The organism is Streptomyces sp. NPDC048479 (assembly GCF_040651435.1).
Taxonomy (GTDB): domain Bacteria; phylum Actinomycetota; class Actinomycetes; order Streptomycetales; family Streptomycetaceae; genus Streptomyces.
Genome location: NZ_JBEZKA010000008.1, coordinates 75,250 through 97,803, shown reverse-complemented (window position 1 = coordinate 97,803; position 22,554 = coordinate 75,250). Strand labels below are relative to the sequence as shown.

At 70.6% G+C, this 22,554-nt stretch carries 22 protein-coding genes; 11 read left to right on the top strand and 11 right to left on the bottom strand.

What is annotated here, in order from left to right:
- Positions 1 to 22 precede the first annotated feature (22 nt).
- Positions 23 to 1,393: an MFS transporter gene (locus AB0D12_RS14920; protein WP_362682074.1), complete on the top strand. Its 1,371-nt coding sequence runs from the start codon at positions 23 to 25 to the stop codon at positions 1,391 to 1,393.
- Here the strand turns inward: AB0D12_RS14920 and AB0D12_RS14915 are convergent.
- The 4 genes from AB0D12_RS14915 to AB0D12_RS14900 all read right to left on the bottom strand — a co-directional run bounded on the left by AB0D12_RS14915 (position 1,383) and on the right by AB0D12_RS14900 (position 6,931).
- Entirely contained in the window at positions 1,383 to 2,012 is a 630-nt protein-coding gene (locus tag AB0D12_RS14915; RefSeq protein ID WP_362682071.1) for a flavin reductase family protein, read from the bottom strand. The genes AB0D12_RS14920 and AB0D12_RS14915 overlap by 11 nt on opposite strands.
- 315 nt (positions 2,013 to 2,327) lie before the next feature.
- Complete coding sequence (locus AB0D12_RS14910) at positions 2,328 to 3,143, bottom strand: enoyl-CoA hydratase-related protein (protein WP_362681547.1); 816 nt, start codon at positions 3,141 to 3,143, stop codon at positions 2,328 to 2,330.
- A gap of 31 nt (positions 3,144 to 3,174) precedes the next feature.
- On the bottom strand, positions 3,175 to 5,406 hold the full coding sequence (locus tag AB0D12_RS14905) for an acetate--CoA ligase family protein (protein WP_362681544.1): 2,232 nt from the start codon (positions 5,404 to 5,406) through the stop codon (positions 3,175 to 3,177).
- A gap of 376 nt (positions 5,407 to 5,782) precedes the next feature.
- Complete coding sequence (locus AB0D12_RS14900; protein WP_362681541.1) at positions 5,783 to 6,931, bottom strand: NAD(P)/FAD-dependent oxidoreductase; 1,149 nt, start codon at positions 6,929 to 6,931, stop codon at positions 5,783 to 5,785.
- A gap of 161 nt (positions 6,932 to 7,092) precedes the next feature.
- On the opposite strand from AB0D12_RS14900, the gene AB0D12_RS14895 reads away from it, so the two are divergent.
- Together AB0D12_RS14895 and AB0D12_RS14890 are read left to right on the top strand one after the other, a co-directional pair.
- The gene (locus AB0D12_RS14895; protein WP_362681538.1) at positions 7,093 to 7,542 is read left to right on the top strand and encodes a DoxX family membrane protein; all 450 of its coding nucleotides are present in this window, start codon (positions 7,093 to 7,095) and stop codon (positions 7,540 to 7,542) included.
- Positions 7,542 to 7,994: a Zn-ribbon domain-containing OB-fold protein gene (locus AB0D12_RS14890; protein WP_362681535.1), complete on the top strand. Its 453-nt coding sequence runs from the start codon at positions 7,542 to 7,544 to the stop codon at positions 7,992 to 7,994. Before AB0D12_RS14895 ends, AB0D12_RS14890 begins: the two co-directional genes overlap by 1 nt.
- On the opposite strand, the gene AB0D12_RS14885 is transcribed toward AB0D12_RS14890, so the two are convergent.
- Positions 7,946 to 8,614, bottom strand: coding sequence for a pyridoxal 5'-phosphate synthase (locus AB0D12_RS14885; protein WP_362681532.1), 669 nt, complete (start codon positions 8,612 to 8,614; stop codon positions 7,946 to 7,948). The two genes, AB0D12_RS14890 and AB0D12_RS14885, sit on opposite strands and share 49 nt — an antisense overlap.
- A gap of 58 nt (positions 8,615 to 8,672) precedes the next feature.
- Here AB0D12_RS14885 and AB0D12_RS14880 point away from each other — a divergent pair, with 58 nt between their 5' ends.
- The gene (locus AB0D12_RS14880; protein ID WP_327324314.1) at positions 8,673 to 9,251 is read left to right on the top strand and encodes a TetR family transcriptional regulator; all 579 of its coding nucleotides are present in this window, start codon (positions 8,673 to 8,675) and stop codon (positions 9,249 to 9,251) included.
- Between the two features lie 9 nt (positions 9,252 to 9,260).
- On the opposite strand, the gene AB0D12_RS14875 is transcribed toward AB0D12_RS14880, so the two are convergent.
- Positions 9,261 to 10,514 carry an FAD-dependent monooxygenase gene (locus tag AB0D12_RS14875; RefSeq protein WP_362681529.1) on the bottom strand — a complete coding sequence of 418 codons (1,254 nt, stop codon included), beginning with the start codon at positions 10,512 to 10,514 and terminating at the stop codon, positions 9,261 to 9,263.
- 106 nt (positions 10,515 to 10,620) lie between these two features.
- A complete protein-coding gene (locus AB0D12_RS14870) occupies positions 10,621 to 11,832 on the bottom strand; it encodes an acetyl-CoA acetyltransferase (RefSeq protein WP_362681526.1) in 1,212 nt (403 codons plus the stop codon).
- A 117-nt stretch (positions 11,833 to 11,949) separates the two neighbouring features.
- Here AB0D12_RS14870 and AB0D12_RS14865 point away from each other — a divergent pair, with 117 nt between their 5' ends.
- Both AB0D12_RS14865 and AB0D12_RS14860 read left to right on the top strand, forming a co-directional pair.
- Positions 11,950 to 13,257, top strand: a complete 1,308-nt coding sequence (locus AB0D12_RS14865; RefSeq protein WP_362681523.1) for an acyl-CoA dehydrogenase family protein — start codon at positions 11,950 to 11,952, stop codon at positions 13,255 to 13,257.
- Positions 13,257 to 13,739 (top strand): nitroreductase family deazaflavin-dependent oxidoreductase, encoded by a 483-nt coding sequence (locus AB0D12_RS14860; RefSeq protein WP_362681520.1) that lies wholly within the window; start codon positions 13,257 to 13,259, stop codon positions 13,737 to 13,739. Before AB0D12_RS14865 ends, AB0D12_RS14860 begins: the two co-directional genes overlap by 1 nt.
- A gap of 114 nt (positions 13,740 to 13,853) precedes the next feature.
- On the opposite strand, the gene AB0D12_RS14855 is transcribed toward AB0D12_RS14860, so the two are convergent.
- Complete coding sequence (locus AB0D12_RS14855; RefSeq protein WP_327324309.1) at positions 13,854 to 14,501, bottom strand: TetR family transcriptional regulator; 648 nt, start codon at positions 14,499 to 14,501, stop codon at positions 13,854 to 13,856.
- A gap of 242 nt (positions 14,502 to 14,743) precedes the next feature.
- Between AB0D12_RS14855 and AB0D12_RS14850 the strand changes: the two genes are divergently transcribed.
- From AB0D12_RS14850 to AB0D12_RS14830, 5 genes are all read left to right on the top strand, one after another.
- Positions 14,744 to 15,529 (top strand): VOC family protein, encoded by a 786-nt coding sequence (locus AB0D12_RS14850; protein ID WP_362681517.1) that lies wholly within the window; start codon positions 14,744 to 14,746, stop codon positions 15,527 to 15,529.
- A 93-nt stretch (positions 15,530 to 15,622) separates the two neighbouring features.
- The gene (locus AB0D12_RS14845; RefSeq protein ID WP_362681514.1) at positions 15,623 to 15,937 is read left to right on the top strand and encodes a hypothetical protein; all 315 of its coding nucleotides are present in this window, start codon (positions 15,623 to 15,625) and stop codon (positions 15,935 to 15,937) included.
- Between the two features lie 192 nt (positions 15,938 to 16,129).
- Complete coding sequence (locus AB0D12_RS14840) at positions 16,130 to 18,562, top strand: PQQ-binding-like beta-propeller repeat protein (protein ID WP_362681511.1); 2,433 nt, start codon at positions 16,130 to 16,132, stop codon at positions 18,560 to 18,562.
- 308 nt (positions 18,563 to 18,870) lie between these two features.
- Positions 18,871 to 19,431 (top strand): hypothetical protein, encoded by a 561-nt coding sequence (locus AB0D12_RS14835; RefSeq protein WP_362681508.1) that lies wholly within the window; start codon positions 18,871 to 18,873, stop codon positions 19,429 to 19,431.
- 144 nt (positions 19,432 to 19,575) lie between these two features.
- On the top strand, positions 19,576 to 20,073 hold the full coding sequence (locus tag AB0D12_RS14830; RefSeq protein ID WP_362681505.1) for a hypothetical protein: 498 nt from the start codon (positions 19,576 to 19,578) through the stop codon (positions 20,071 to 20,073).
- Positions 20,074 to 20,156: 83 nt separating this feature from the next.
- On the opposite strand, the gene AB0D12_RS14825 is transcribed toward AB0D12_RS14830, so the two are convergent.
- The 3 genes from AB0D12_RS14825 to AB0D12_RS14815 are packed head-to-tail and all read right to left on the bottom strand — an operon-like array spanning position 20,157 to position 22,520.
- Complete coding sequence (locus AB0D12_RS14825; protein ID WP_362681502.1) at positions 20,157 to 20,933, bottom strand: enoyl-CoA hydratase/isomerase family protein; 777 nt, start codon at positions 20,931 to 20,933, stop codon at positions 20,157 to 20,159.
- On the bottom strand, positions 20,930 to 21,370 hold the full coding sequence (locus AB0D12_RS14820) for an OB-fold domain-containing protein (RefSeq protein ID WP_362681499.1): 441 nt from the start codon (positions 21,368 to 21,370) through the stop codon (positions 20,930 to 20,932). Before AB0D12_RS14820 ends, AB0D12_RS14825 begins: the two co-directional genes overlap by 4 nt.
- Position 21,371: 1 nt before the next feature.
- Entirely contained in the window at positions 21,372 to 22,520 is a 1,149-nt protein-coding gene (locus AB0D12_RS14815) for a lipid-transfer protein (RefSeq protein ID WP_362681496.1), read from the bottom strand.
- Positions 22,521 to 22,554: the final 34 nt, after the last annotated feature.

Below are 22,554 nucleotides of genomic sequence, written 5' to 3'. Positions count from 1 at the left end.
GTTGGCGGTGATCGATCCCCGGATGCTGGGTGACGTGCCCCAGACAACCGCGCCGCACGGCGGCCCGCAGCCCCTTCGTCGTCCTCCCCGTATCCACCGCGCGTGGTTCGTCGCTGTCGTCACCTTTGTGACGATCATCGGCGCCGCCGCCTTCGCCTCGCTGCCGGGCCTGCTGATCGAGCCGCTGCACGAGGAGTTCAACTGGTCGCGCGGCACGATCGGCTTCGCGGTCTCGGTGAATCTGGCGCTGTACGGGCTCACCGCGCCGTTCGCCGCGGCGCTGATGGACCGCTTCGGCATCCGCCGGGTGGTCGCGGTCGCGCTGACGGTCATCGCGGTCGGATCCGGACTGACCGTCTTTATGACGACGTCATGGCAACTGGTGATGTACTGGGGCATTCTGGTCGGCCTGGGCAGCGGATCGATGGCGCTGGCGTTCGCCGCGACGGTCACCAACCGGTGGTTCGTGCAGCGGCGCGGACTGGTCACCGGCATCCTCACCGCGGCCGGCGCCTCCGGCCAGCTCGTCTTCCTGCCCCTTCTCTCCTGGCTGGTCGAGAACCACGGCTGGCGCCCGGCCTCGATCACGGTCGCGCTCTCGGCTCTCGCCGTCGTCCCGTTCGTCTGGCTGCTGCTGCGGGACCACCCGGCGGACATGGGTATCGCGGCGTACGGCGCCGAGGGCTTCACGCCGAAGCCCGACCCGGTACCCGGCGCGGCCCGACGCGCGGTCACCGTCCTGTTCCGGGCAGCCCGCACCGGCCCGTTCTGGCTGCTGGCAGGCACCTTCGCGATCTGCGGTGCCTCGACGAACGGCCTGGTCAAGACCCACTTCGTGCCCGCCGCCCACGACCACGGCATGCCGATCACGGCGGCCGCTTCGCTGCTCGCGGTGATCGGCGTCTTCGATGTCGCCGGCACGATCGCCTCGGGCTGGTTCACCGACCGCTTCGAGGCACGGCGGCTGCTGGCCGTCTACTACGCGCTGCGCGGCATCAGCCTGCTCTTCCTGCCGATGCTGCTGGCCCCGTCCGTCCACCCGCCGATGATCTTCTTCATCGTCTTCTACGGCCTGGACTGGGTGGCGACGGTCCCGCCGACGATCGCCCTGTGCCGCGAGCACTACGGCGACGACAGCGCGATCGTCTTCGGCTGGGTGCTGGCCTCGCACCAGGTGGGCGCGGCGATCGTAGCTTTCGCGGGCGGCCTGGCGCGGGACACCTTCGGTTCGTACGACGTGGTCTGGTACGCGTCGGGGGCGCTGTGCGCGGCGGCGGCGCTGATGGCGCTGGTGATCCGGCGCAAGCCGCTGCCGAAGCTGTCTCCCGTGTCGCCCGTGTCATCTGTGTCGCTGGTGAAGCCGACGACCGCGGCCGACACGGTCACGCGCTGAAGCGCCCGAACCTCCCCCGGTGGAAGAGCAGCGGCGCGCCCTCGTCGTCCGTGTTCCCGGCCGTTGCACCCAGCGCCGCGACCCGGCCCACGACGATCAGATGGTCGCCGCCGGTGTGCACGGTCTGGATCGTGCAGTCGATCCAGGCCGGTACGCCCTCCAGGAGCGGCGACCCGGTCACCGGCGCTCCGGTGTGCGTGACCCCGGCGAACTTGTCCGCGCCGCTCACCGCGAAGCCGCGGCACAGCTCGCCCTGGTGCGCACCGAGGACGTTGACGCAGAAGGACCCGGCGCGGGCGATGCGCGGCCAGGTCGTGGATGTACGGGCGACCATGAAGGCGACCAGCGGCGGGTCGAGCGACAGGGAGGCGAAGGACTGGCAGGCGAAACCGGCCGGTCCGTCCTCGTCGTACGCCGTGATGACGGTGACGCCGGTCGCGAAGTGCCCCAGTACGCGGCGGAATTCGGCCGCGTCGACGGGCAGCCGCTCGTCGACGCCGACGGCCCGCAGGTCGGGGCGCGGCAGCACGTCGAACGGCTCGCCGACCGGGGCGGTGGCCGGGTCCGTGGCCGTGGGAGCCCCCACGGACCTGAGATATCGGACGGCGGTGGCCGCCATCCCTGCGTGTCCCATCACACCTCCATTGAACCTGACGGTTCGTCAGATGGGAAGGGTGTCCGCGCGGCCCGCGCTCAGAGCTCAGGCGATTGGTGAGCTGTTGAGCTGAGGCGCCATCGGCCCCTGTGGCCAGGTAATCAGCCCGGCCGCGGGGGCCGTCACAGCAAGCGCCTCGGAGCCAAGGCTGCGAGCGGAGGGTCGGGCGAGGTCTCAGAACCCCTGGACGTAGTACGGCTCGAGGGTCATCCAGCCATTCGCGCGGGCGCCGTCGCGGCGGCCGGTGTCGTTCTTGCCTGGGAATCCGGGGAACCCGCTCTAGAGCCCGCGGTACTGAGGCGTGCGGCGCTCCACGAAGCTCGCCACGCCCTCGTTCGCGTCGTGCGTCGTCATGTTGATCTCCTGTGCGGCGGCCTCGGCGGCGAAGGCCGACGCCCGGTCGGCGTCGAGTGAGACGTTCACCAGCTGCTTGGTCAGCGCGAGCGCCCTCGTCGGCCCCGCCGCCAGCCGCTCCGCCCACTCGCGAGCGGTCTTCTCCAACTCCTCTGCCGGTACGACCCGGTTGACGAGTCCGATCCGCTCGGCCTCCGCGGCCGGGAGCGCGTCGCCGAAGAACATCAGCTCCTTCGCACGCTGCGGCCCGATCAGCCGGGGCAGCAGATACGCACCGCCGCCGTCCGGGACGAGCCCCCGCCGTACGAACACCTCGATGAACCTGGCCGGTTCCGCGGCCAGTACGAGATCGCAGGCGAAGGCGAGATGCGCGCCGATGCCGGCGGCGGTGCCGTTGACGGCGGCGATCACGGGCTTCTCGCAGTCGAGTACGGCTCCGATCAGGCGCTGCGCGCCGAGCCGTATCGTCCGCGCCACGTCCCCGGGGATCCGCTCCCGAGCGGTGGGCGGAGTCCCGCGCAGATCCGCGCCCGCGCAGAACCCCTTGCCGGTGGCGGTGATGACGACGGCCCGGACCTCGGGGTCGGCGGAGGCGGCCTCCAGCAGCGCGATGATCCGTTCCCGCTGGTCCCAGGTGACCGCGTTCATGGCCTCGGGGCGGTTGAGGGTGATCCACGAGACCGCGTTGTCAGTGCTGTGCAGTATCAATGACTCAGTGGACTCTTCGGGGGAGGAAGTCATGGGGGAGCAGCTCCGATTCGTACGGTCGACGTCACCGGCAGACGGCCAGCGCGTCCAGCGCCACCGCGCCCTGCCCGCGCGGCAGCACCATCAAGGGGTTGATGTCCAGCTCCGACAGTTCGTCGCCCAGCTCCAGCGCCATCCGCTGGACCCGCAGCACGACCTCCACCAGCGCGTCCACATCCACCGGCGGGCCGCCCCGTACGCCGTCCAGCAGTGCGCGGCCGCGCAGTTCGCCGAGCATCGCGCGGGCCTGGTCCTCGCCGAAGGGAGGTACGCGTACGGCCGCGTCGTGCAGGACCTCCACCAGCACCCCGCCGAGGCCCACGGTCACCGTCGGGCCGAAGAGGGCGTCCTGGGTGACCCCCACGACCATCTCGACGCCTCGCTCGACCATCTGGCAGACCAGGATCCCGTCCAGGCCGACGTCCTCGTAGCGGGCGATGTCCGTCAGCTCGCGGTAGGCGTCGCGGATCTGGCTGGCCGAGGTCAGCCCGACCTTGACCAGGCCGAGTTCGCTCTTGTGGGCGAGCTGTGTGCCGGACGCCTTCATGACGACCGGGTAGCCGACCAGGCCCGCCGCCCGCACCGCCGCCGCCGCGCTGGTCACCAGCTGCTCGCGCGGCACCCTGATCCCGTACGCCCGAAGGAGCTGCTTCGCCGCGTGCTCGCTCAGCTGCTTGCCCGGGCGCATCAGTGCCTGCGCCTTGCGGAAGGAGGGCGAAGGGGTGCGCGGCGCCTCGTCGAAGGGCGAGCGGTAGCCGGCCCTGAAGCGGTGGTGGTCCAGATAGGCCCGGACGGCGGTGATGCAGTTGGCGAACGTACGGAAGGTGGCGACCCGCGAGGATCCCAGCAGCGTCTCGCGGTACGCCGCCTCCGTGCCCACGGGCGATCCCCACACCACGCAGACCAGCTTGTCCGTGGCCTCCGCCGCGTCCACCAGGTCCTGCGCCAGTTTGTCGCTCATCGGCGGGAAGGGGCCGGTGATCGGGCAGATCAGCACACCGACATCGGGGTCGGCCAGGATCGCGTCGATGATCTTGCGTCCGCGCCAGTCGCCCACGGGGTGTCCGCCGTTGTCGACGGGGTTGGCCACACTCAGATACTCCGGTATCCACTCGTGCAGCTCGGCCTGCTTGGCCTCGCAGAGCCGCGGCAGCTTCAGCCCGGCCGCTGTCGCGAGGTCCGAGAAGTGCGCGCCGGTGCCGCCCGAGATCGAATAGACGACAACCCCTTCGGCCAGGGGCCTGCGCGCCCGCGCCAACAGGGCTGAGGTGTCCTGGAGTTCGTCGAGCCCGTCCACCCGGACCACGCCGAACTGCCGCATCGCCGCGTCCACCACCTGGTCCGCGCCCGTCAGCTTGCCGGTGTGCGAGGCGGCCATCCGCGCGCCGGCCTCGGTACGCCCGACCTTGACCGCGATGACCGGCACCCCGCGCCGCGCGGCCCGGTCGGCGGCGAGCAGGAAGGACCGCCCGTCCTTGAGCCCCTCCACGTAACAGGCGATGGCCCCGACCTCGGGGCGCTCGGAGAAGTACGAGATGAAGTCGGCGGTCTCCAGGTCGGCCTCGTTGCCGGTCGGCGCCCAGTGGGAGAGCCGTACGCCCAGCTCCTGCATGCTGAAGACGGGCCGACCCTGGTGCCCGGACTGGGTGATCAGCGCGATCGCAGGTCCGTCGAGGTCGTCGCGGAACTTCTCGAAGGCGTTGAGATTGGTGTTCGGCCCGAGCAGCCGCAGCCCCGACCGCTCGACGGCGGCCGCCAGCCGCCTCTGCGCGGCCGCGCCCTCCTCGCCGGTCTCGGCATACCCGGAGGCGAAGGCCACCGCGAACTTCACCTTGGCCTCAGAGAGTTCCCCGATCACCGGCAGCGGGTCGGCGACCAGGAGCACGGCGAGATCGACCTGCTCGGGCAGGTCGCTGACGGAAGGGACACAGCTCAGCCCGAAGACGGCCTCCCGGGTGGGATGCACCGGATGGAGCCGCGCCCCGACGCGCTCGGCCCAGCCGATCAGCTGCCGGGTGATCCCGGCATTGGGCCGCCCCTCGCTGTCGGACGCCCCGACGACGGCGACGGAGGCGGGCCGGAAGAACCGGTCCAGATCGGGCACGGGTGCGTACAGTGGCCGCCCGCTGACGTCCAGATCGCCGTCGGCCGCGGTGGCCGAAGCTGTGTCGTGGACGGCATTGCGGGGGTGCTCCCCACAGGCCACCACTCGGGCACGGAGGTCGGAGGTGAGGGTGCCGTGAGTAGATCCAAGCATCGCTGAGCCCCGCTCCTGCTCGTTGGCCTAGGCAACTGACGCATAGTCAGATTACAGACCTGACGACACGTCAGGAACAGTCCTGCGGGCAAAGCCTGGTGACGACAGGGGATTGCAGGTTCACAGGACCGCGCGCTCAGTTCTCAGGGATGGCGTCGGCCGCTCACGATGGACCGCTGTCCCACCCGTACCCACGTGAGTGATCCCGCTATCCCACGGCCTTCGCCGTGGGGGAGTGTTTCGGCCAGCCGGACTCCCGTATGCCTGTCGAGCGGCGAGCCGGGCTGCGACGAGCTCCTTGGGGGTGCGGTGGGCGAACTCTCGGACGGCCGGCCGACGTCGCCAGGAGTCAGGGCGGTGGATTTCTGGCGCCCCGCTACCTCGCCAGCGACTTGGCGATCTTGCGCGCGTCGAGCGCCATCTCGCGGAACATCCCGCTGATCGGGTTCGTGAAGCCCGTGAAGTACAGCCCCGGCGCCTGCGCCGCCGTGCGGCCGCCGTGTGTCACCGGCTTGCCCCGCTCGTCCAGGACGCCGAGATGGCCGACCAGACCCTCCAGCGCCCGGCGGTAGCCCGTTGCCGCGATCACCGTGTCCGGAGAGATCCGGGTGCCGTCCGCCAGGACCGCCTTAGTGTCCTCGAAGGACTCCAGCGCCGCGACCGGCTCGACCTTGCCGGCCCGTACCGCGTCGATCAGGCCCACGTCCTGGATCGGGATCGCGCCCTGCTTCACGCGGGAGTAGAGACCCGTGTCCGGGCGCGGCAGCCCCTGTTCCGTGAGGTCGGGGACGGAGACCTTGCACATGATCTCGCCTGCCCGGTCCACCATGCGGACCGGCAGCCGGCGGACCAGGATGCCGGTCCGCTGGGCCGGCCAGCCCGCCGTCGAGCGGCGGACTATGTGCGGGGTCGTCCGCACGGCGAGGCGGACCCGGGCGGCGCCGCCCTCCACCAGGTCGACGGCTATCTCGGCGCCGGTGTTGCCGACGCCGACGACCAGTACGTCCTTGCCCGCGTACGGGGCGGCGTTGCGGTACGCGCCCGCGTGCAGCAGTTCGCCGGTGTACGAATCCCGGCCCGGCCAGTCGGGCAGCCGGGGGGTGTGGTTGTAGCCGGTGGCCACCACGACCGCCCGCCCGGTCAGCTCCCGGCCGCCTGTCGCGTGCAGCACCCAGTCGGGACCGGAGGGCTCGATCCGGGAGACCTCGACCCCGGTCACGATCTCCAGCTCGTGGAACTCCGCGTACTTCTCCAGGTAGCGGATCACGTCGTCACGGGAGACCCAGCGCCCGAACGACCGCGGCATCGCCAGACCGGGCAGTGCCGACAGCCTCCGGGTCGTGTGCAGATGCAGCCGGTCGTAGTGGCGGCGCCAGGAGGCGCCGACGGATTCCGACTTCTCGAGCACCACGGCCCGCATGCCCTGCTCCCGCAGCGCGGCGGCAGCAGCGAGACCGCCCGGGCCGCCGCCGATGACGTAGACGGGCCGGTCGTTCGTGAGGTCAATGTCCTTTTCGGCGGCCATGAACCGTGAGCGTAATCGCGCGATTACATGATGGGTCTCAGTCAAGACGGGAATCGGTTGCGAATTGATCACGCCCGCACACCTCTTGCGCACATGCCGTCGCATCCGCTGAACTGACGTGTCGTCAGAAATGAAGACGCGAAGAGAGAGAGGGGGCCCGGATGGAGACCATCTGGCTCACCGGTGCCGAATGGCTCGCCGTCCTCCGCATCGGTCTCGGCCTGTGGTGGCTGGAGAGCTGGCGCCACAAGGACAAGAAGGACTGGTTCGAGCGCGGCACCGGCATCGCCTGGGCGGCGGACGTCGCGGGCAAGCACCGGTGGCCCTTGGTGAAGAACGGCTTCAACAAGGTGGTCCAGTCCCGCCCCAAGGTCATGGCGTACGTCGTCGTCTACGCCGAACTCGCCCTGGGCCTCGGTCTGATCGTCGGCTTTCTGACCCCGGTCGCTCTCCTCGGCGGGCTCCTTCTCAATCTGCTCTATCTGGTCCTGATGATCCATTACTGGGCGGAACAGGGTCAGAACGGCATGATGGCGCTCATATCGTTCGTCGCCCTCTTCGCCATGGCATGGCAGACCTGGTCCCTGGACAGTGCGATCGGACTCTTCTGATGACCGCGACGCCTGAAGTCGACGACTTCACCCGCCCCTTCTGGGACGCCGCAGCCGATGGCCGCCTGCTGATCCGTCGCTGCCGCGCCTGCGCGAAGGCGCACCACTATCCGCGCGAGTTCTGCCCGCACTGCTGGAGCGAGGACGTCGGGTGGGAGGGCGCGAGCGGCCGCGCCACGCTCTACACCTGGTCTGTTGTGCACCGCAATGACCTGCCGCCCTTCGGTGACCGCGTCCCGTACACCGCCGCGGTCGTCGATCTCGCCGAAGGCCCGCGGATGATGACCGAGATCGTGGAGTGCCCGGAGGGCGGGCTGAACATCGGCATGGAGCTGGAGGTCATCTTCCGCCGGGAGGACGGTGAGGTGGCGGTGCCTGTCTTCCGTCCGGCACGGAGCGGTGATCACGGCCAGAGCAGCTCCCTCGCCCAGCCGCTCTCCTCGCGGCGGTAGCGCAGCCGTACGTGCCGCCGCCGCTCGTCGCCCTGGAAGAACTCCGCCTCGTACGGCTGGAGCACATACAGCGTCCAGGTCGGCACGGGCGCGTCCGGCTCGGCCCTGGCCCGCTCCCACGCCGCCTGTGACGCCGCCGCCAACTCGTCCTGCGAGCCGAGGACTTCGCTCTGCCGCCCGGTGAGCGCGGCGGCCAGCGCACCCGTCGAGCGGGCGTGCAGATCGGCCTGGCCCTCCGCGGAGGCGCCCGCCGTCACGCGGCCCCGGATCCGGATCTGGCGGCCCTGCGCCGCCCAGTAGAAGCCCAGTGCGGCCTCCGGGTGCGCGGTGAGCTGCCGGCCCTTCGCGCTGGTGGCGTGCGAGGCGAAGTGCCAGCCGCGCTCGTCAGCGCCGTGCAGCATCAGCGTGCGTACGTCGGGACGCCCCTGCTCGTCCACGGTGGCCAGGGTCATGGTGTGCGGCTCGGTCTGGCCCGCTGCCACGGCCTCGGCGAACCAACGGTGGAAGAGCGGCAGTGGGGCGAGGGGCGCGGAAGCCGGGTCGAACGCGGGCAGTGTGGTGTCCCAGACCCGCTGTGCGTGCAGGAGCTCGCTGAAGGTTTCCTGCCGATCGTTGTCCATAAGGGCAAAGTACTACACTCGGAGTGGTATCGGCCCGGGGGTGATCGAGAGGACGCACATGAGGCAGAACCTGGCCCGGCGCGCGGCGCTGGTGGACGCGGCCATCGAAGTGCTCGCCCGCGAGGGCGCCCGCGGCCTCACCTTCCGGGCCGTCGACGCCGAGGCGGACGTCCCCAAGGGCACCGCGTCCAACTACTTCGCCAACCGCGACGACCTGCTCACCCAGGCCGGGGGGCGGATCTACGAGTGCCTGCGCCCGGACGACGCCACGATGGAGGCCATGTTCACCGGCCCGGCCACCCGCGCGCGGACCGCGGAGCTGGTGCGCGAAGTGGTGGAGCGCGTCTCGGCGTACAGCACGGGCTACCTCGCTCTCCTCGAACTGCGGCTGGAAGCCACCCGCCGCCCCGAGCTGCGCGCCGTGCTCACCGCACGCGTCAGCGAGGACGTCGAGGCGAATGTCGCCAACCATCTGGCCTCCGGTCTGCCCGGAGACGCCGACGCGGTCAGGATGATCTATCTGGCGGCCAACTGGCTGGTGGTGGAGCGCCTCACGCTGCCCGACGTCTTCCCGGAGGAGCAGGCGGGCGATCTCATCACGGCGCTGGTCGAGCGGCTGCTCCCGCCTGACGAGTAGCGGTCGGCGTCAGCCCTCGTACACGCTGTACTCCTTGTGGTCCTTGACCGGGACGGCGAAGGCCGCCTTCTGCACATCATCGGTGATCTTCTTCGCGATCAGGTTCTTCCAGGGCATGTACGGAAGCATCCGCACCAGCGCCATCCGCAGCCGGATCTTGCCCTTGGAGGAGATGGTCATCTCCTTGGCGAAGCCCTGCGCGAACTTCTGGTTGACCTCCACGCCAGGCCGCATCAGGCGCTCGTAACGCTCGTACGCCACCGAGTGGTCGCCGTTCGCCGCGGCCAGTTCGCCCGCCAGGATGTACGCGCCGATCAGGGCGAGGCCGGTGCCCTGGCCTGAGGCCGGGGAGGCGCAGTGGGCCGCATCGCCCAGCAGCACGACGCGCCCCTTCGACCAACTGTCCATCTCGATCAGGCTGATGGAGTCGAAGTAGAAGTCGTCGGCGGCCGCGGCGTTGTCCAGCATCTTCGGGATTTCCCAGCCGTCGCCCGTGAAGACGTCGGCGAGGATCTTCTTCTGCTGTGCCATGTCCCGGTAGTCGTAGGAGAGTTCCGGCGCGCCGAAGACGAACATGTTCTTGGCTGTCCTCTCGCCGCCCGAACTGTAGGCGCACACCAGCTTGTTGGGCAGCGCGTGGTACGTCTCCCAGCGGTCCAGGTCCAGGTCGTTGGGTGCGGTGAAGATGGAGATGTACGCGCCCAGGTGCCGCTTGAACTGCTTTTCGTCGCCGAAGACCAGTCGGCGCGTGTGTGAGTGCAGCCCGTCCGCGCCCACCACCAGATCGAAGCGGCGCGGCTCGCCCTGCTCGAAGGTGACGTCGACGCCGTCCGTGTCCTCGGTGAGCGTGGCGATGGAGTCGCCGAAGACGTACTCGATGTCGTCGCGGGTGCGCTTGTGGAGGATCTGCGCGAGGTCGCCGCGCATGACCTCGTCGTCGCCGTCCACCCGGCCGCCGAAGAAGTCGGCCGGCATCTCGGCGATGGTGGCGCCGGCGTTGTCGACGTACGAGCCGCCCTGCATATCGGTGGAGGCGCGGCGTACGTCATCGAGGATGCCCATCCGCTCGCAGACGTCGATGGAGACGCCGCGCAGGTCGACCTTGTAGCCGCCGGGGCGGAGCTCCGGTGCGCGCTCGACGACGGTCGGCGTGAATCCGTAGCGGTGCAGCCAGAGAGCGAGGGCCGGGCCCGCGATCGAGGCGCCGGAGATCAGAACCGTCTTGTTGGCGAGCTTGCCGCTGGTGCCGGAGCGCTTCGTCATCGGGACTCCTGTGTCGAGTGGGGAGCGGCGGTGCGCGTTCGCGCTTGCCGATGACCCGACTGTACGAGCGTCTCATACGGTTGTCTATGACGACCGTATAGATTCTTCAGTCCCTGCCCAGGACCACCGTCCCCGAGGAGCAGAACCAGCCACCCGTACCGGAGGCGACCGCCAGTCGCAGCGGCCCGCCGTCCGCCTTGCGCACCTGATGGCCGCCCGCCTCGCCGCGCAGCTGCCGCACTGCCTCGACCAGCAGGAACAGTCCGCGCATCCCCGGATGGCAGGCGGAGAGCCCGCCGCCGTCGGTGTTGACCGGCAGCTCGCCGTCCCGCGTCAGCCGCCCTTTCTCGACGAACGGGCCGCCCTCGCCCTTGGCGCAGAAACCCAGGTCTTCGAGGGTCACCAGAGTCATATAGGTGAAGGCGTCATAGATCTCGGCGATATCCATGTCGGCAGGGGAGACGCCCGCGCGCTCGAAGGCGAGGCGGCCCGAGACCGCCGCCGGGGAGACGGTGAAGTCCTCCCACTCCGACATCGTGGTGTGCGAGACGTACTCCCCGGTGCCGAGGATCCACACCGGGTCCTTCGCGGTGTCCGGTACGTACTCCTCGGCCGCGAGCAGCACCGCGCAGCCGCCGTCGCTGCGGATGCAGCAGTGCAGTTTGGTGAACGGGTCCGCGATCAACGGCCCGTCGAGCACCTCGTCGACGGTGATCGGCTCGCGGAACATCGCGTCCGGATTGGCGGCGGCGTTCGCCCGCGCCTGGACCGCCACCGACGCGAGCTGCTCCAGGGTCGTGCCGTACTCGTGCATATGGCGGCGGGCGGCCATCGCGTACCTGGAGATGAGTGTGTGCCCGTAAGGGACCTCGAACTGCAGCGGTCCGCGGCCGCCGAAGGAGAGGTTGGAGGTGCGCCGCCCCGCCCTGATGTCGGCGCGGGCGGTCGATCCGTAGACGAGGAGTACGGCATTGGCGTGACCGGCCGCGATCGCGTCGGCGGCGTGGGCCGCCATGACCTCCCAGGTGGCCCCGCCCACGGCGGTCGAATCCACCCACCTCGGCCGCAGGCCCAGATACTCGGCGACCTCGACCGGGGCGAGGGTGCCGAGGCCGGCCGAGCCGAAGCCGTCGATGGCGGAGCGCTCGAGGCCGGAGTCGGCGAGTGCGCGGCGGGCGGCCTGGGCATGCAGGGCGTATGGCGTGGGGCCGTCGACGCGTCCGCAGTCCGAGAGGGATATGCCGACGATGGCGACCTTGCGCGGGATGCGCGCCGGGCGCGGGGTGCGCGGAGTGCGGGTGCGCGGAGTTGAAGGCATGAATCTGACGGTACATCAGATATGGGCAGGCGTGTCCCCCGATGGGCGCACGCCCCTGTGCATCTGGATCCGCCGGCTCTAACATGACGGCCCGTCAGATACGGAGGGGATGATCCCATGGACAGCGCCTTCACCGCGGAGCAGGACGAGATCCGCCGCACCCTGCGCGAGCTGCTGACCAAACGGTCGGGCCCGGACGAGGTCAAGGCCGCCGTCCGCACGGCCGCCGGATACGACGCGGAGCTGTGGACACAGCTGTCCGCGCAGCTGGGCCTGCCGGGGCTGGCGCTGCCGGAGTCGTACGGCGGCGTGGGCTGCGGTCTCGCGGAGCTCGCACTCGCCTGTGAGGAGACCGGGCGGGCACTGCTGCCCTCGCCACTGCTCGCCACGGCGGGGCTGGCGGCGCCGCTGATCGCCGCGCTCGGCACGCCCGCGCAGCGCGACGAACTGCTCCCACGCATCGCGGACGGCTCGCTGACCTGCGCACTCGCCGTGCCGGGCGGCAGCCTCGCGGTGGCGCTCGGACTGAGCGGCGACAATGCGTCGGGGGAGTGGGCGGGCGGCGGCCGGGCCGGCGGCGTCCAGGCGCGGCCGGGTGATGGCGGCGGCCGGCTGCTGTACGGGGAGGCCTGTCAGGTCCTCGACGGCCACAGCGCGGGGCTGCTGCTCGTCGCGGCCCATACGGGCGGCTTCGCCCGTAGCCGTACGCTCCTCTTCCTGGTCCGGGCGGATGCGGCGGGGCTTTCGCGGAGCCGGCAGACCGCGCTGGACGGGACACGGCCGCAGGCCCGGGTGGAACTGCGGCACTGCGCGGCGGAGTTGCTGGGCGCGGACGACGCGGCGGATGTGCCGGGGGCGCTGGCGGAGACCGGGGTCCGGGCGGCGACGCTGCTTGCGGCGGAAGCGGTCGGCGCGGCGTCGTGTGCGCTGGACCGCACGCTGGAGTACGTCCGGGCGCGCGAGCAGTTCGGCCGCGCGATCGGCTCCTTCCAGGCGGTCAAGCACCGGCTGGCCGATCTGTATGTGCGGGTCCAGGCGGCCCGCTCGGCGGCGTACTACGCGGCCTGGGACCCGAGGGAGGGGGGCCTGGCGCTGGCGCAGGGCCTGGAAGCGCTGCGGGTGGTCGCGGGCGAGGCAGTCCAGCTGCACGGCGGCATCGGCTTCACCTGGGAACACGAGGCGCATCTGTACTTCAAACGGGCGGCGGCGGACGAGCTGCTCTTCGGCCCGGTGCACAGGCTGCGCACCCGTGCGGCCGAACGGGCCGGACTCTTCGTCCCGCCGTCGGGAGCGGCGCAGGGAGCCGCGTCCGGGGCGGGGTTGGGAGCGCCGTCGGGAGCGGCGCCGGGAGCCGCGTCGGGGTCGGGTTCCGCGTCGGGGTCGGGTTCCGCGGCGGCGCCGGGGCCCGAGGCGGTGGCGGTCTGATGGCGCTCGGTGCGCGCCTGGTCCAGAAGGTCTCGTCGACCCGCGCCTTCGCGAGGATCGCGCCTCACTTCATCCCGGCGCTGGACCGTGCCGTCCACCGGCTGACGCGGGGCAAGGTGCTGCTGAGCGCGCAGATGCTGCCGGGAGTCGTCCTCACGGCCCGCGGCGCGAAGAGCGGCCTGCCCAGAGTCACCCCGCTGGCGTGCATGCCGGAGGAGTCGGGCGACTGGATCCTGATCGGCTCCAACTTCGGCCGCGAGGGCCATCCGGCGTGGACGGCGAACCTGATCGAACACCCGGAGGCGGAGGTGAGTTGGAGGGGCAAGGACGTCCTGGTGCGGGCACGCCTGCTGGAGGGTGAGGAGAGGGAGAGGGCGTGGCGGGCGGCGCTGAGGTTCTGGCCGCCGTACGCGACGTACCAGTCCCGGGTGAGGAGAGAGATCCGCGTCTTCCGCCTGTCGCGTCGCCAGGTGGGCAGCTGAAGGAGGTCTGTGACCGTGGGTTCCGGCCTCTGTCGGAGGCGTTCGTAGGGTGTTCGGCCGGTGCGGGCGCCGCGTCGGCGTGACAGGACCTGGGGTGACGCGACGCTGCCGCGCCTACTTCGTCGGCTTCCTGCCCGTGATGCCCAAATGCACCAACAGCCCCAGATTGGGCTTCAGTTCCGCCTGTTTCACACCCCAGGCCGTGAACCCCTTCTGATGCGACGCCACCGCCGCCAGCATCGCCACGAGCGAGCCCGCGATCGCCGCCGGGCTGACGTCCTTGTCGACCTTGCCCTTCGTCTGGAGTTCCTTCACCGCGTCCGTAAGGGAGTTGGTGACGGAGTTCAGGATCTTCATGCGGATCTTGTAGAACCGCTTGTCACCCTCCGCCGCGCCGAGGTCGACCACCCGCAGGATCGCGTCATGGCGGCGCCAGAAGTCGAGGAAGCCCTCCACCAGCTCCTCCGAGGTCTGCCAGGCCGCCTTGCCGACCCAGGAGCGGCCGGCGACCAGTTCGGTCAACCCCGCGCCCTCCTTGGCCATTTCCTCGGCGATCTCGAGGACCGCGCCCTCGACGTCCGGGAAGTACTGGTAGAAGGTCGCGGGTGAAGTGCCCGCCTTCCGGGCCACGTCGATGACTTTGACGTCCCGGTACGGCGAGGAGCTGAGCATCTCGCTGAGGCAGTCGAGCAGCTTCTGCCGCGTCGCCTGGCCGCGTCGTCCGGCCACTCGGCCGTCGACGGTGCGTACTTGTCCTGTCATGCCGTCAGCTTACCGAGGGGTGATCGGCGCGCGATTCGGCCGAGTGCAAATGGGGTGCCTCAATAGTCTTATCAACAGCCTGTGGAAAACTTCTGTGCATAACTCAACGAAGCAAGACCCCGGGCTCCGGATCCTGACAATTGAGCAATTTGTTCGATTTGATTCCCTGCGGCACGTGTGATGCGCCATTAGCTTGAGTGTGACGGGCACCACATCCCGTTACAAGGGAAGGAATCGGGTCCATGGCCGCATTCACGGAGGGCACGCCCTGCTGGGTGGACGCAGCGCTTCCCGATGTCGAGGCGGGCAAGCGCTTCTACGGCGAGCTGTTCGGCTGGACATTCGACGAGGGGGGCGGCGGGTACGTCAACGCCTTCAGCGACGGAAGGCTCGTCGCCGGTCTCGCGCCCAAGCGGGACGGCCGGATGCCCACCGTCTGGGGCGTCTACTTCGCCACTCACGACGCCGCCGCCCTCGGCAGGAAGATCACGGAGGCCGGCGGCCAGGTGATCACCTACCCGCAGCCGGTCGGCACCGCCGGCACGATTGTGGAGGCCGCGGACCCCGGCGGAGCGGTCTTCGGGCTCTGGCAGGCCGGCGACAAGCCCGGCTTCGAGAAGCAGGGCAAGCCCGGCTCCTTCTGCTGGACCGAGGTGTACACGCGCGACAAGGAGAGCGCCGACCCCTTCTACGAGTCGGTCTTCGGCTTCCAGGGAATGGATCTGCCGGACGCGCCCATCGACTTCCGGACGTGGTCGCCCGCCGGTACGGAGCCCGGGGAGGACACCGCCATCGGTGGCCGCAGCGTGCTCACCGACGCCTTCCCGGCCGAGATGCCCGGCCACTTCCTCATCTACTTCTGCGTCGAGGACTGCGACGAGGCGGCCGCGGCGGTCACCCGCCTCGGCGGCCGGGTCCAGGCGCCGCCCTTCGACATCCCCCACGGCCGTATCGCGGTACTCGCCGACAATCAGGGCGCTTCCTTCGCCGTACTCGCCGAACCCGAGGAAGAGTCCAAGGCGGCCTGAAAGAGCGGAAGTTGGGGCAGCAAATGGTCTAGACCTGGAGCTGTGGGTTGATCCATAGTGGTGGTCCTTCCCCCACCGCGAAAGGACCCCCTCGTGCTGCGTACCAAGACCGCCCTGGCACTCGCCGTCGGCGCTGCCGTCGCCGCCGGACTGTTCACCGCGACCCCCGCCTCCGCCGCCCGGCTGCCCTGCAACCTCGCCGGCAGCGGTGGCACCGCCTCCGCCAATTGCTACAGCGGCTCCTCGTACACCTGGCGACTGGTTGTCGACTGCGACGACGTGAGCAACCCGAAGTGGCCGGCCCGCGTCAAGACTCTGTACGGGGCCTGGCGCACCGGGGACGGCAGCGACTCGATCTCCTGCGGCGGCTCCCTGCGTGCAAGCGGCCGTCTGGAGGCGCATAGCTAACCATTCCGCCCCCCCGAACCGTGCCCGAAACCGGGTGAGACACCCCGATCCGCCCCCGGGTTCGCAACCGTCGCCTCCGACAGGAAGAATCAGGGTGTGCAACCGCTGAGGGTCTCGGCGGTGAGACGCTGCACGGGGCTGTGACGGGCCCCATTTCTTCTGGGGCCCGTACGGGGAGGTGGCAGGCAAGTGATGGAGCAGCTGACGCAGCATGACCCGAGACGGATCGGTCCGTTCGAGGTGCTGGGCCGGCTCGGTGCCGGCGGCATGGGACTGGTCTATCTCGCCCGGTCGGCGTCGGGCCGCCGGGTGGCGATCAAGACCGTGCGTACCGAGCTTGCCGAGGACCAGCTGTTCCGCGTCCGCTTCACCCGTGAGGTGGAGGCCGCCCGCGCCGTCAGCGGCTTCTACACCGCAGCCGTGGTGGACGCCGATCCGCGGGCGGCCGTGCCGTGGCTGGCCACCGCGTACGTCCCCGCCCCCTCCCTCGAAGAAATAGTGAATGAGTGCGGGCCGATGCCGGCCCAGGCGGTGCGCTGGCTGGCGGCCGGTGTCGCGGAGGCGCTGCAGTCCATCCACGGCGCGGGTCTCGTCCACCGCGACCTCAAGCCGTCGAACGTCCTGGTCGTGGAGGACGGGCCGCGGGTCATCGACTTCGGCATCGCGTCCGGCGTCTCCAACACCCGGCTGACGATGACCAACGTCGCCGTGGGTACACCCGCGTACATGTCGCCGGAGCAGGCGCGCGACTCACGCAGCGTGACCGGCGCGAGCGATGTCTTCTCGCTCGGCTCCACGCTGGTCTTCGCGGCCACCGGACACGCGCCCTTCCACGGCGCGAACCCCGTCGAGACCGTGTTCATGCTGCTGCGCGAGGGCCCGGACCTGGAGGGGCTGCCGGACGAGCTCCGGCCGCTCATCGACTCCTGTATGCAGATGGAGGCCGGGCTGCGGCCGACGCCCGAGGATCTGCAGGCGCAGCTCGCTCCGCATCTCTTCTCCTCCGGCAGCGACGACAGCGGTACGGCGTCCGCCTGGCTGCCGGAGCGGGCCACCGCGATGATCGAGCAGCGCCGCGGCGGACGCCCCCCGGCTCCGGCTCCGGTCCCGCAGCGCCCCGCCGAGCCCACGCCTCCGCGCCCTCAGGCGCCGCCGCAGCCGCCGCCCTCCCGGCAGGGCGCGGACTGGGACTCCGCCTGGCGGGGCGGCAACGACCCGCGTACGGGCCAGGCCGCAGCCTCGCCCGCCCCGGCAGGACCGGTCCGGCTGCCCGGCTCCAAGGTGCCGATCGGCCCAGGACCCAGGGTCGCGGACGCGGGCCGCGGCGGGGTCGTGGAGGCCGGTCCCGCGACCGGCTGGGTCCGCCCGCCCGGCGGGCTGAACGGCGCGGAGGCCGCGACCAGCGCCGTACCGTCTCCGGGACCGTCCGCCGTTGTGGCGCCGGTGCCGCCGCCCGCTTCGCCGCCGGACGGCGCGGCCGGACACTGGCGGCCGTGGCGTTTCCGGATGTCGAACGACGTCTGGGGTACGCCGGTGGTGGCCGGTGACCTGCTGTATGTGACGTCCTTCGAGGTACATGCCCTGGACGTGGGCAGCGGCCGGCGCCAGTTCAAGACCAGGGACGTGGCCTGGGCGATGGCGGTGGCCGGCGGCCGTATCCACGCCTCGGACGGGCCGACGCTGTACGCACTCGACGCGACGAACGGCCAGGAGCGGTGGCGGCTCCAGACCGACGCCTGGGTGTACTCCCTCAAGGCCGACCGCGGCACCGTCCTCACCGGGACGCGCGGCGGCGGCGTACAGGCCTGGGAGGCCTCCAGCGGTGAGAAGCTCTGGGAGACGGCCGGGGCGCAGACGGACTTCGAGACGCCCGAGGCCGGGCCCGCGATCTTCGACGACACGGTGTACGTGTGGAAGGACGCGAGGCTGCGTGCGCTGGAGGCCCGTACGGGTGTCGAGCGCTGGTCGTACCCCGTCGGCGACGCGGCGTCCTGCGGCAATGTGCCGGTACGGGTGCAGCCCGCGCCCGACGGCTATGTCTATGTCGCGGCCGGCACCCGCGCCCTCGCCATCGACATCGCCAACGGCCGGGTGCGCTGGCACTTCGAGTCGCCCGCGGTCTTCCTCTCGCCGCCGGTCTTCGCGCCGGGTCCGGCGGTGACGGGCGGCGGTGTCTATCTCGTCGACTACCTCGGCACGGTGTACGCGCTGGACGCCACGACCGGCAAGGACCGCTGGCGCATCGCCACGGAATCGCGGCAGTCCATCGAGCCGGTGCTGGTCGCGAACGGCAACATCCATGTCGGCAGCGGCAGCGCGCTCTACACCCTGGACGCGGTGACAGGCACACCCATGTGGCGCTTCGCGGCGGGCGGCGAGGTCATCGGCGCCCCGGTGGCCGCCGACGGCCGGGTCCACTTCGGCTCCGCGGACCATGTGCTCTACACCCTGGACGCGAGCGGCGGCCAGCTCCGCTGGAAGCTTGCGACGGGCGGCGAGATCACGGGCTCCCCGGTGGCGCAGGGCGGGGTGGTGTACGCGTGCAGCAAGGACCGCTGTGTGTACGCGCTGGACGCGGTCAAGGGCACGGCCACCGGCCGGGGCGGTCCGGGCGGCGCACGCTAGGGCTCGTCCTCCATCGCCGGACGGCCGGAAGCGCGGCCTGTCCGGCGGGTGCCCCGATGGCGACCGGCACTGTCCGGGCGTAGCGTCGTGATCGAGAGCGGCACCCCCAAGGAGGCCGGGGATGATCCGCAACATCATCGGCTGATCCTCGCTCTCGTCGGAGCGACGGCCGCCGTATGTAGCCCCTTCCGTGACTGCTACGACGGCCGTCACGCGCGCGGGTATCCCCCCCTGATTCGCGACTGCTACGGTGTCGCGCGATTGTCAGGTACATATAAGTGCTGGGAAGCACAGGGGGAGGACGGGCGATGCTGGGCCGACGTCTCAAGCTCGCGGCGGTACTGGTCGTGGTGGTGCTGGCGCTGACCGGTTTCTCGAGTTCGGCCTCGACCGGCAAGGGCGGCAGAGGTGGCAAGAGCAGGTCGCACGGCAGCAGTGGTGGCGGAGGCGGCTGCTCCAGCTCCAAGAAGTCGAACGGCGGCTACCGCGACTACGACAACGACGACTACAGCTCGTCGTCCGGTTCATCCGGCTCGTCAGGGTCGGACTCGTACACCGAGGATCCGACGCCCACGGCGACCGCCACTGCCACCGCACGGGCGACTGTCGTCACCTGTGTGAAGAAGGGCCGTGGAAAGCGCAGGGCCACAACGTCCGCCACGGTGAAGGTGGTTGCGGACGGCGGGGTCTCGCACAGGTACGAGGTCGACGTGGTGTTCGTGGACGCCGCGGGCGCGGTCGTCGACCGCGGAAACACCGAGGTCACGCTGGACGGCGGCGAGACCAGGACCGTCAAGGTCGCCATGCGGAGCCCCGAGCTGGTGGCGCGGGTGAAGAAATGCGAAGCCGAGGCGCTGCTCGACGACTGAGCGCGGGAGGCCGGTTCGGGGGCCGCTGCGGGGTGGCCGCGTAGTCAGTTTCGTGGACGGCGCGGCGATCAACCGCTGCTAGGGTGACGTGCGCTCGTCAATTGAGCTCCACTCACCGACACGACTTTCAACGGGGGTTGAAACGTGAAGATCCGTCATGTCCGCGCCATTGCCGTATTCGGTATCGCAGTCGTCGCGCTGACCGGAGCCCGCGGCTCCCACGGCGGCAGCTGCGGCGGCAGCAGCCATGGAAGCACCAGTAGCAGCGGCGGCAGCAACCACAACGACAGCAGCACCTCGAGTGGTTCCACCGGCTCTGTGACCGGCGGTTCCAGCGCCCACAAGGCCGAGCGTGACGTCAAGATCGACGAGTGCGGCCTCGACGCTTCCGGCAAGAACCTCACCGCGAAGATCACCGTCACCAACAGTGACTCGCTGGCGTACAAGTACGACGTGAGCCTGCAGTTCAAGGGCAACCTCGGCGACACGAAGGTCAACCTCGCCATCGCCAAGGTCGAGGACCTCCAGGTGCAGCCCGCTGCCTCTGCGCCCGGCAACGCGAGCACCCCGTACACCGGTTCCGGTGACGGCTCCGAGTACAAGAAGTGCGAAGTCATCAGCGCGAGCCGTACGGCGAGCTGACGGCCCTGTTGGGGCTCCGCCCCAAGCCCCCCTCCTCAATCGCCGGAGGGCTGGGGATGTCCGCCGTCGGGGCTGGGATGCGGCTACCGCAACGTGTAGCTTCCCCGGCCCCGCCCGCCCTCGAAGAGTTCCGCCTGCCGCTCCGGCGGCAGATTCCCGAGCGTGATCAGGTGCGGGGCATGGGCGAGCGCCTGCGACCTGGCCGCCTCCTTCGCGGACCACACCGCCCGTACGGTCCCCTGCACCGCCTCGGTCGGGTACGACGCCACCACCGCGGCGGCCCGCAGCGCGGCCGCCACCGCCTCGCCCGGCTCCGTCAGCTCCGAGACCAGACCCGTCTCGTAGGCCCGCTGCGCCGAGATCCGCTCCGCCGTCCCCATCAGCGCCATCCGCGCCACTTCGCCGAACGGCATCCGCTGCGCCATGGAGATCGTCTCGTACGCGCTGACCATGCCGTACGTCGTATGCGGATCGAAGAACGTCGCCTCCCGCGAGGCCACCAGGAACTCGCTCTCCCCGAGCAGATAGAACGCCCCGCCGCAGGCCATCCCCTCCACGGCCGCGATCACCGGTTTCCACAGCTCGTTCGCCTTCGGCCCGATCGCGATCAGCGGATCGTCGATCGTGTACGGGGACGAGGGCTGCGGCACCCGCACCGAGCGGTCGATGCCGGTGCAGAACGCCTTGGTGCCCGCTCCGGTCACCACCACCGCCCGTACGGAGTCGTCGAAGCGGAACTGACGCCAGGCGGCGCCCAGTTCACCGGCCATCACCAGATCGATCGCATTGTGCCGCTCGGGCCGGTCCAGCGTGACCAGCGCGACACCCGTCTCCTTGTAGGTGTCGATGCCCAGGCTCATGCCCGCTCCAGCAGCCAGCGCGGCACGGTGACCCCGTCCAGCTCGGTGAACGCCACCCTCACTCCGGTCCCGATGCGCAGCCGCGCCGGATCGACGGAGTTCAGCGGCGCGTCCGGCGCCGCGACCACATTGCCGACCAGGCGGATACGGGGCGCGTCCAGGAGCTCGACGACGACCGCGTTGTACGGCGCCTGGGCGGCGTACGCGGGCAGCAGCGGCGGATGGGGGAGTACGTAGGACCAGATGCGGCCGCGCCCGCTCATCCTGCGCCACTCGCTGTCGAAGGACCGGCAGTGCGGGCAGCAGGGCCGTGGCGGGAAGCGCAGTTCGGCGCAGTCCGGGTCGGCGCAGGCCTGCACGCGGAGTTCGCCCTGTGCGGCGTACTCCCAGAAGGGCGCGCCGTCGTCGTCGACGACCGGCATCAGTAGCGAGTCCATCTCAACTCCTCAGCAGTACAGCCGAAGTGGGCACTCCCTCGCCCGCCGTGACCAGGCAGGTCGCGGCGTCCGGGACCTGCGCCGTGCCGGTGCCGCGCAACTGCTTCACACCCTCGGTGATGAGGTTGAAGCCGTGGACGTACGCCTCGCTCAGACCTCCGCCGCCGGTGTTGACCGGCAGCCGGCCGCCGATCTCCAGCGCGCCGCCCTCGGTGAAGGCCGCGCCCTCCCCTCGCCCGCAGAAGCCGTAGCCCTCCAGCGAGAGCGGGACGAGCGGGGTGAACGCGTCGTAGATCTGCGCCACATCGACATCCTGCGGACCGAAGTCGGCGGTCTTCCACAGCTGCCTGGCGGCCGTCCAGGCGGGTCCGGTGAGCGGGTCGTCGTTCCAGTAGTTGACCATTCCGTGGTGCTGCGCGGGCAGGCCCTGGGCGGCGGAGTGGATGTACACCGGCTTCTGCCGGCAGTCGCGGGCCCGTTCGGCCGAGACGATCACGCAGGCCAGCGCGCCGTCCGTCTCCAGGCAGTTGTCGAAGAGGCAGAGCGGCTCGCTGATCCAGCGGGCGGTCATATACATCTCGCGGGTCAGCGGCCGCTCGTACATGACGGCGGCGGGGTTCTGGTTGGCGCGGTTGCGGCAGGCGAGGGCGACGTTGAAGAGATGGTCGCGGGTGGCGCCGTACTCGTGCATGTATCTCCGCGCCAGCATGCCGATCTCGTCGGCGGGCCGCAGCAGACCGAAGGGACGGGTCCACTGGGCGGGTGTGGGGAGTTGAACCGCCGTGTTCTTCCAGGGCCTTGGGCCGCTGCCGCGTTTGCGGGAGCGCCAGGCGATGCCGACGCTCGCCTGACCGGTGGCGATCGCGCCCGCGAGATGGGCGATGGTGGCGCAGGAACCACCACCGCCGTAACCGGCCTTGGAGAAGAAGGTGACGTCCCCGGCGCCGATGGCTTTGGCGACCTCGACCTCGTCCGTCTCCTCCATCGTGTACGAGGCGAAGCCGTCGACCTCGGAAGGGTCGATACCGGCGTCGTCGAGCGCGGCGAGGACGGCGCGGCAGGCCAGGGTCTTCTCGGATTCGGGGAGTTGCCTGGCGAAGGGCGTCTGCCCTATGCCGACTATCGCCGCTGCGTCCTTGAGCGTCGCCACGGTGCGCCACCTCCGCGATCGTCCTCACTGCTGA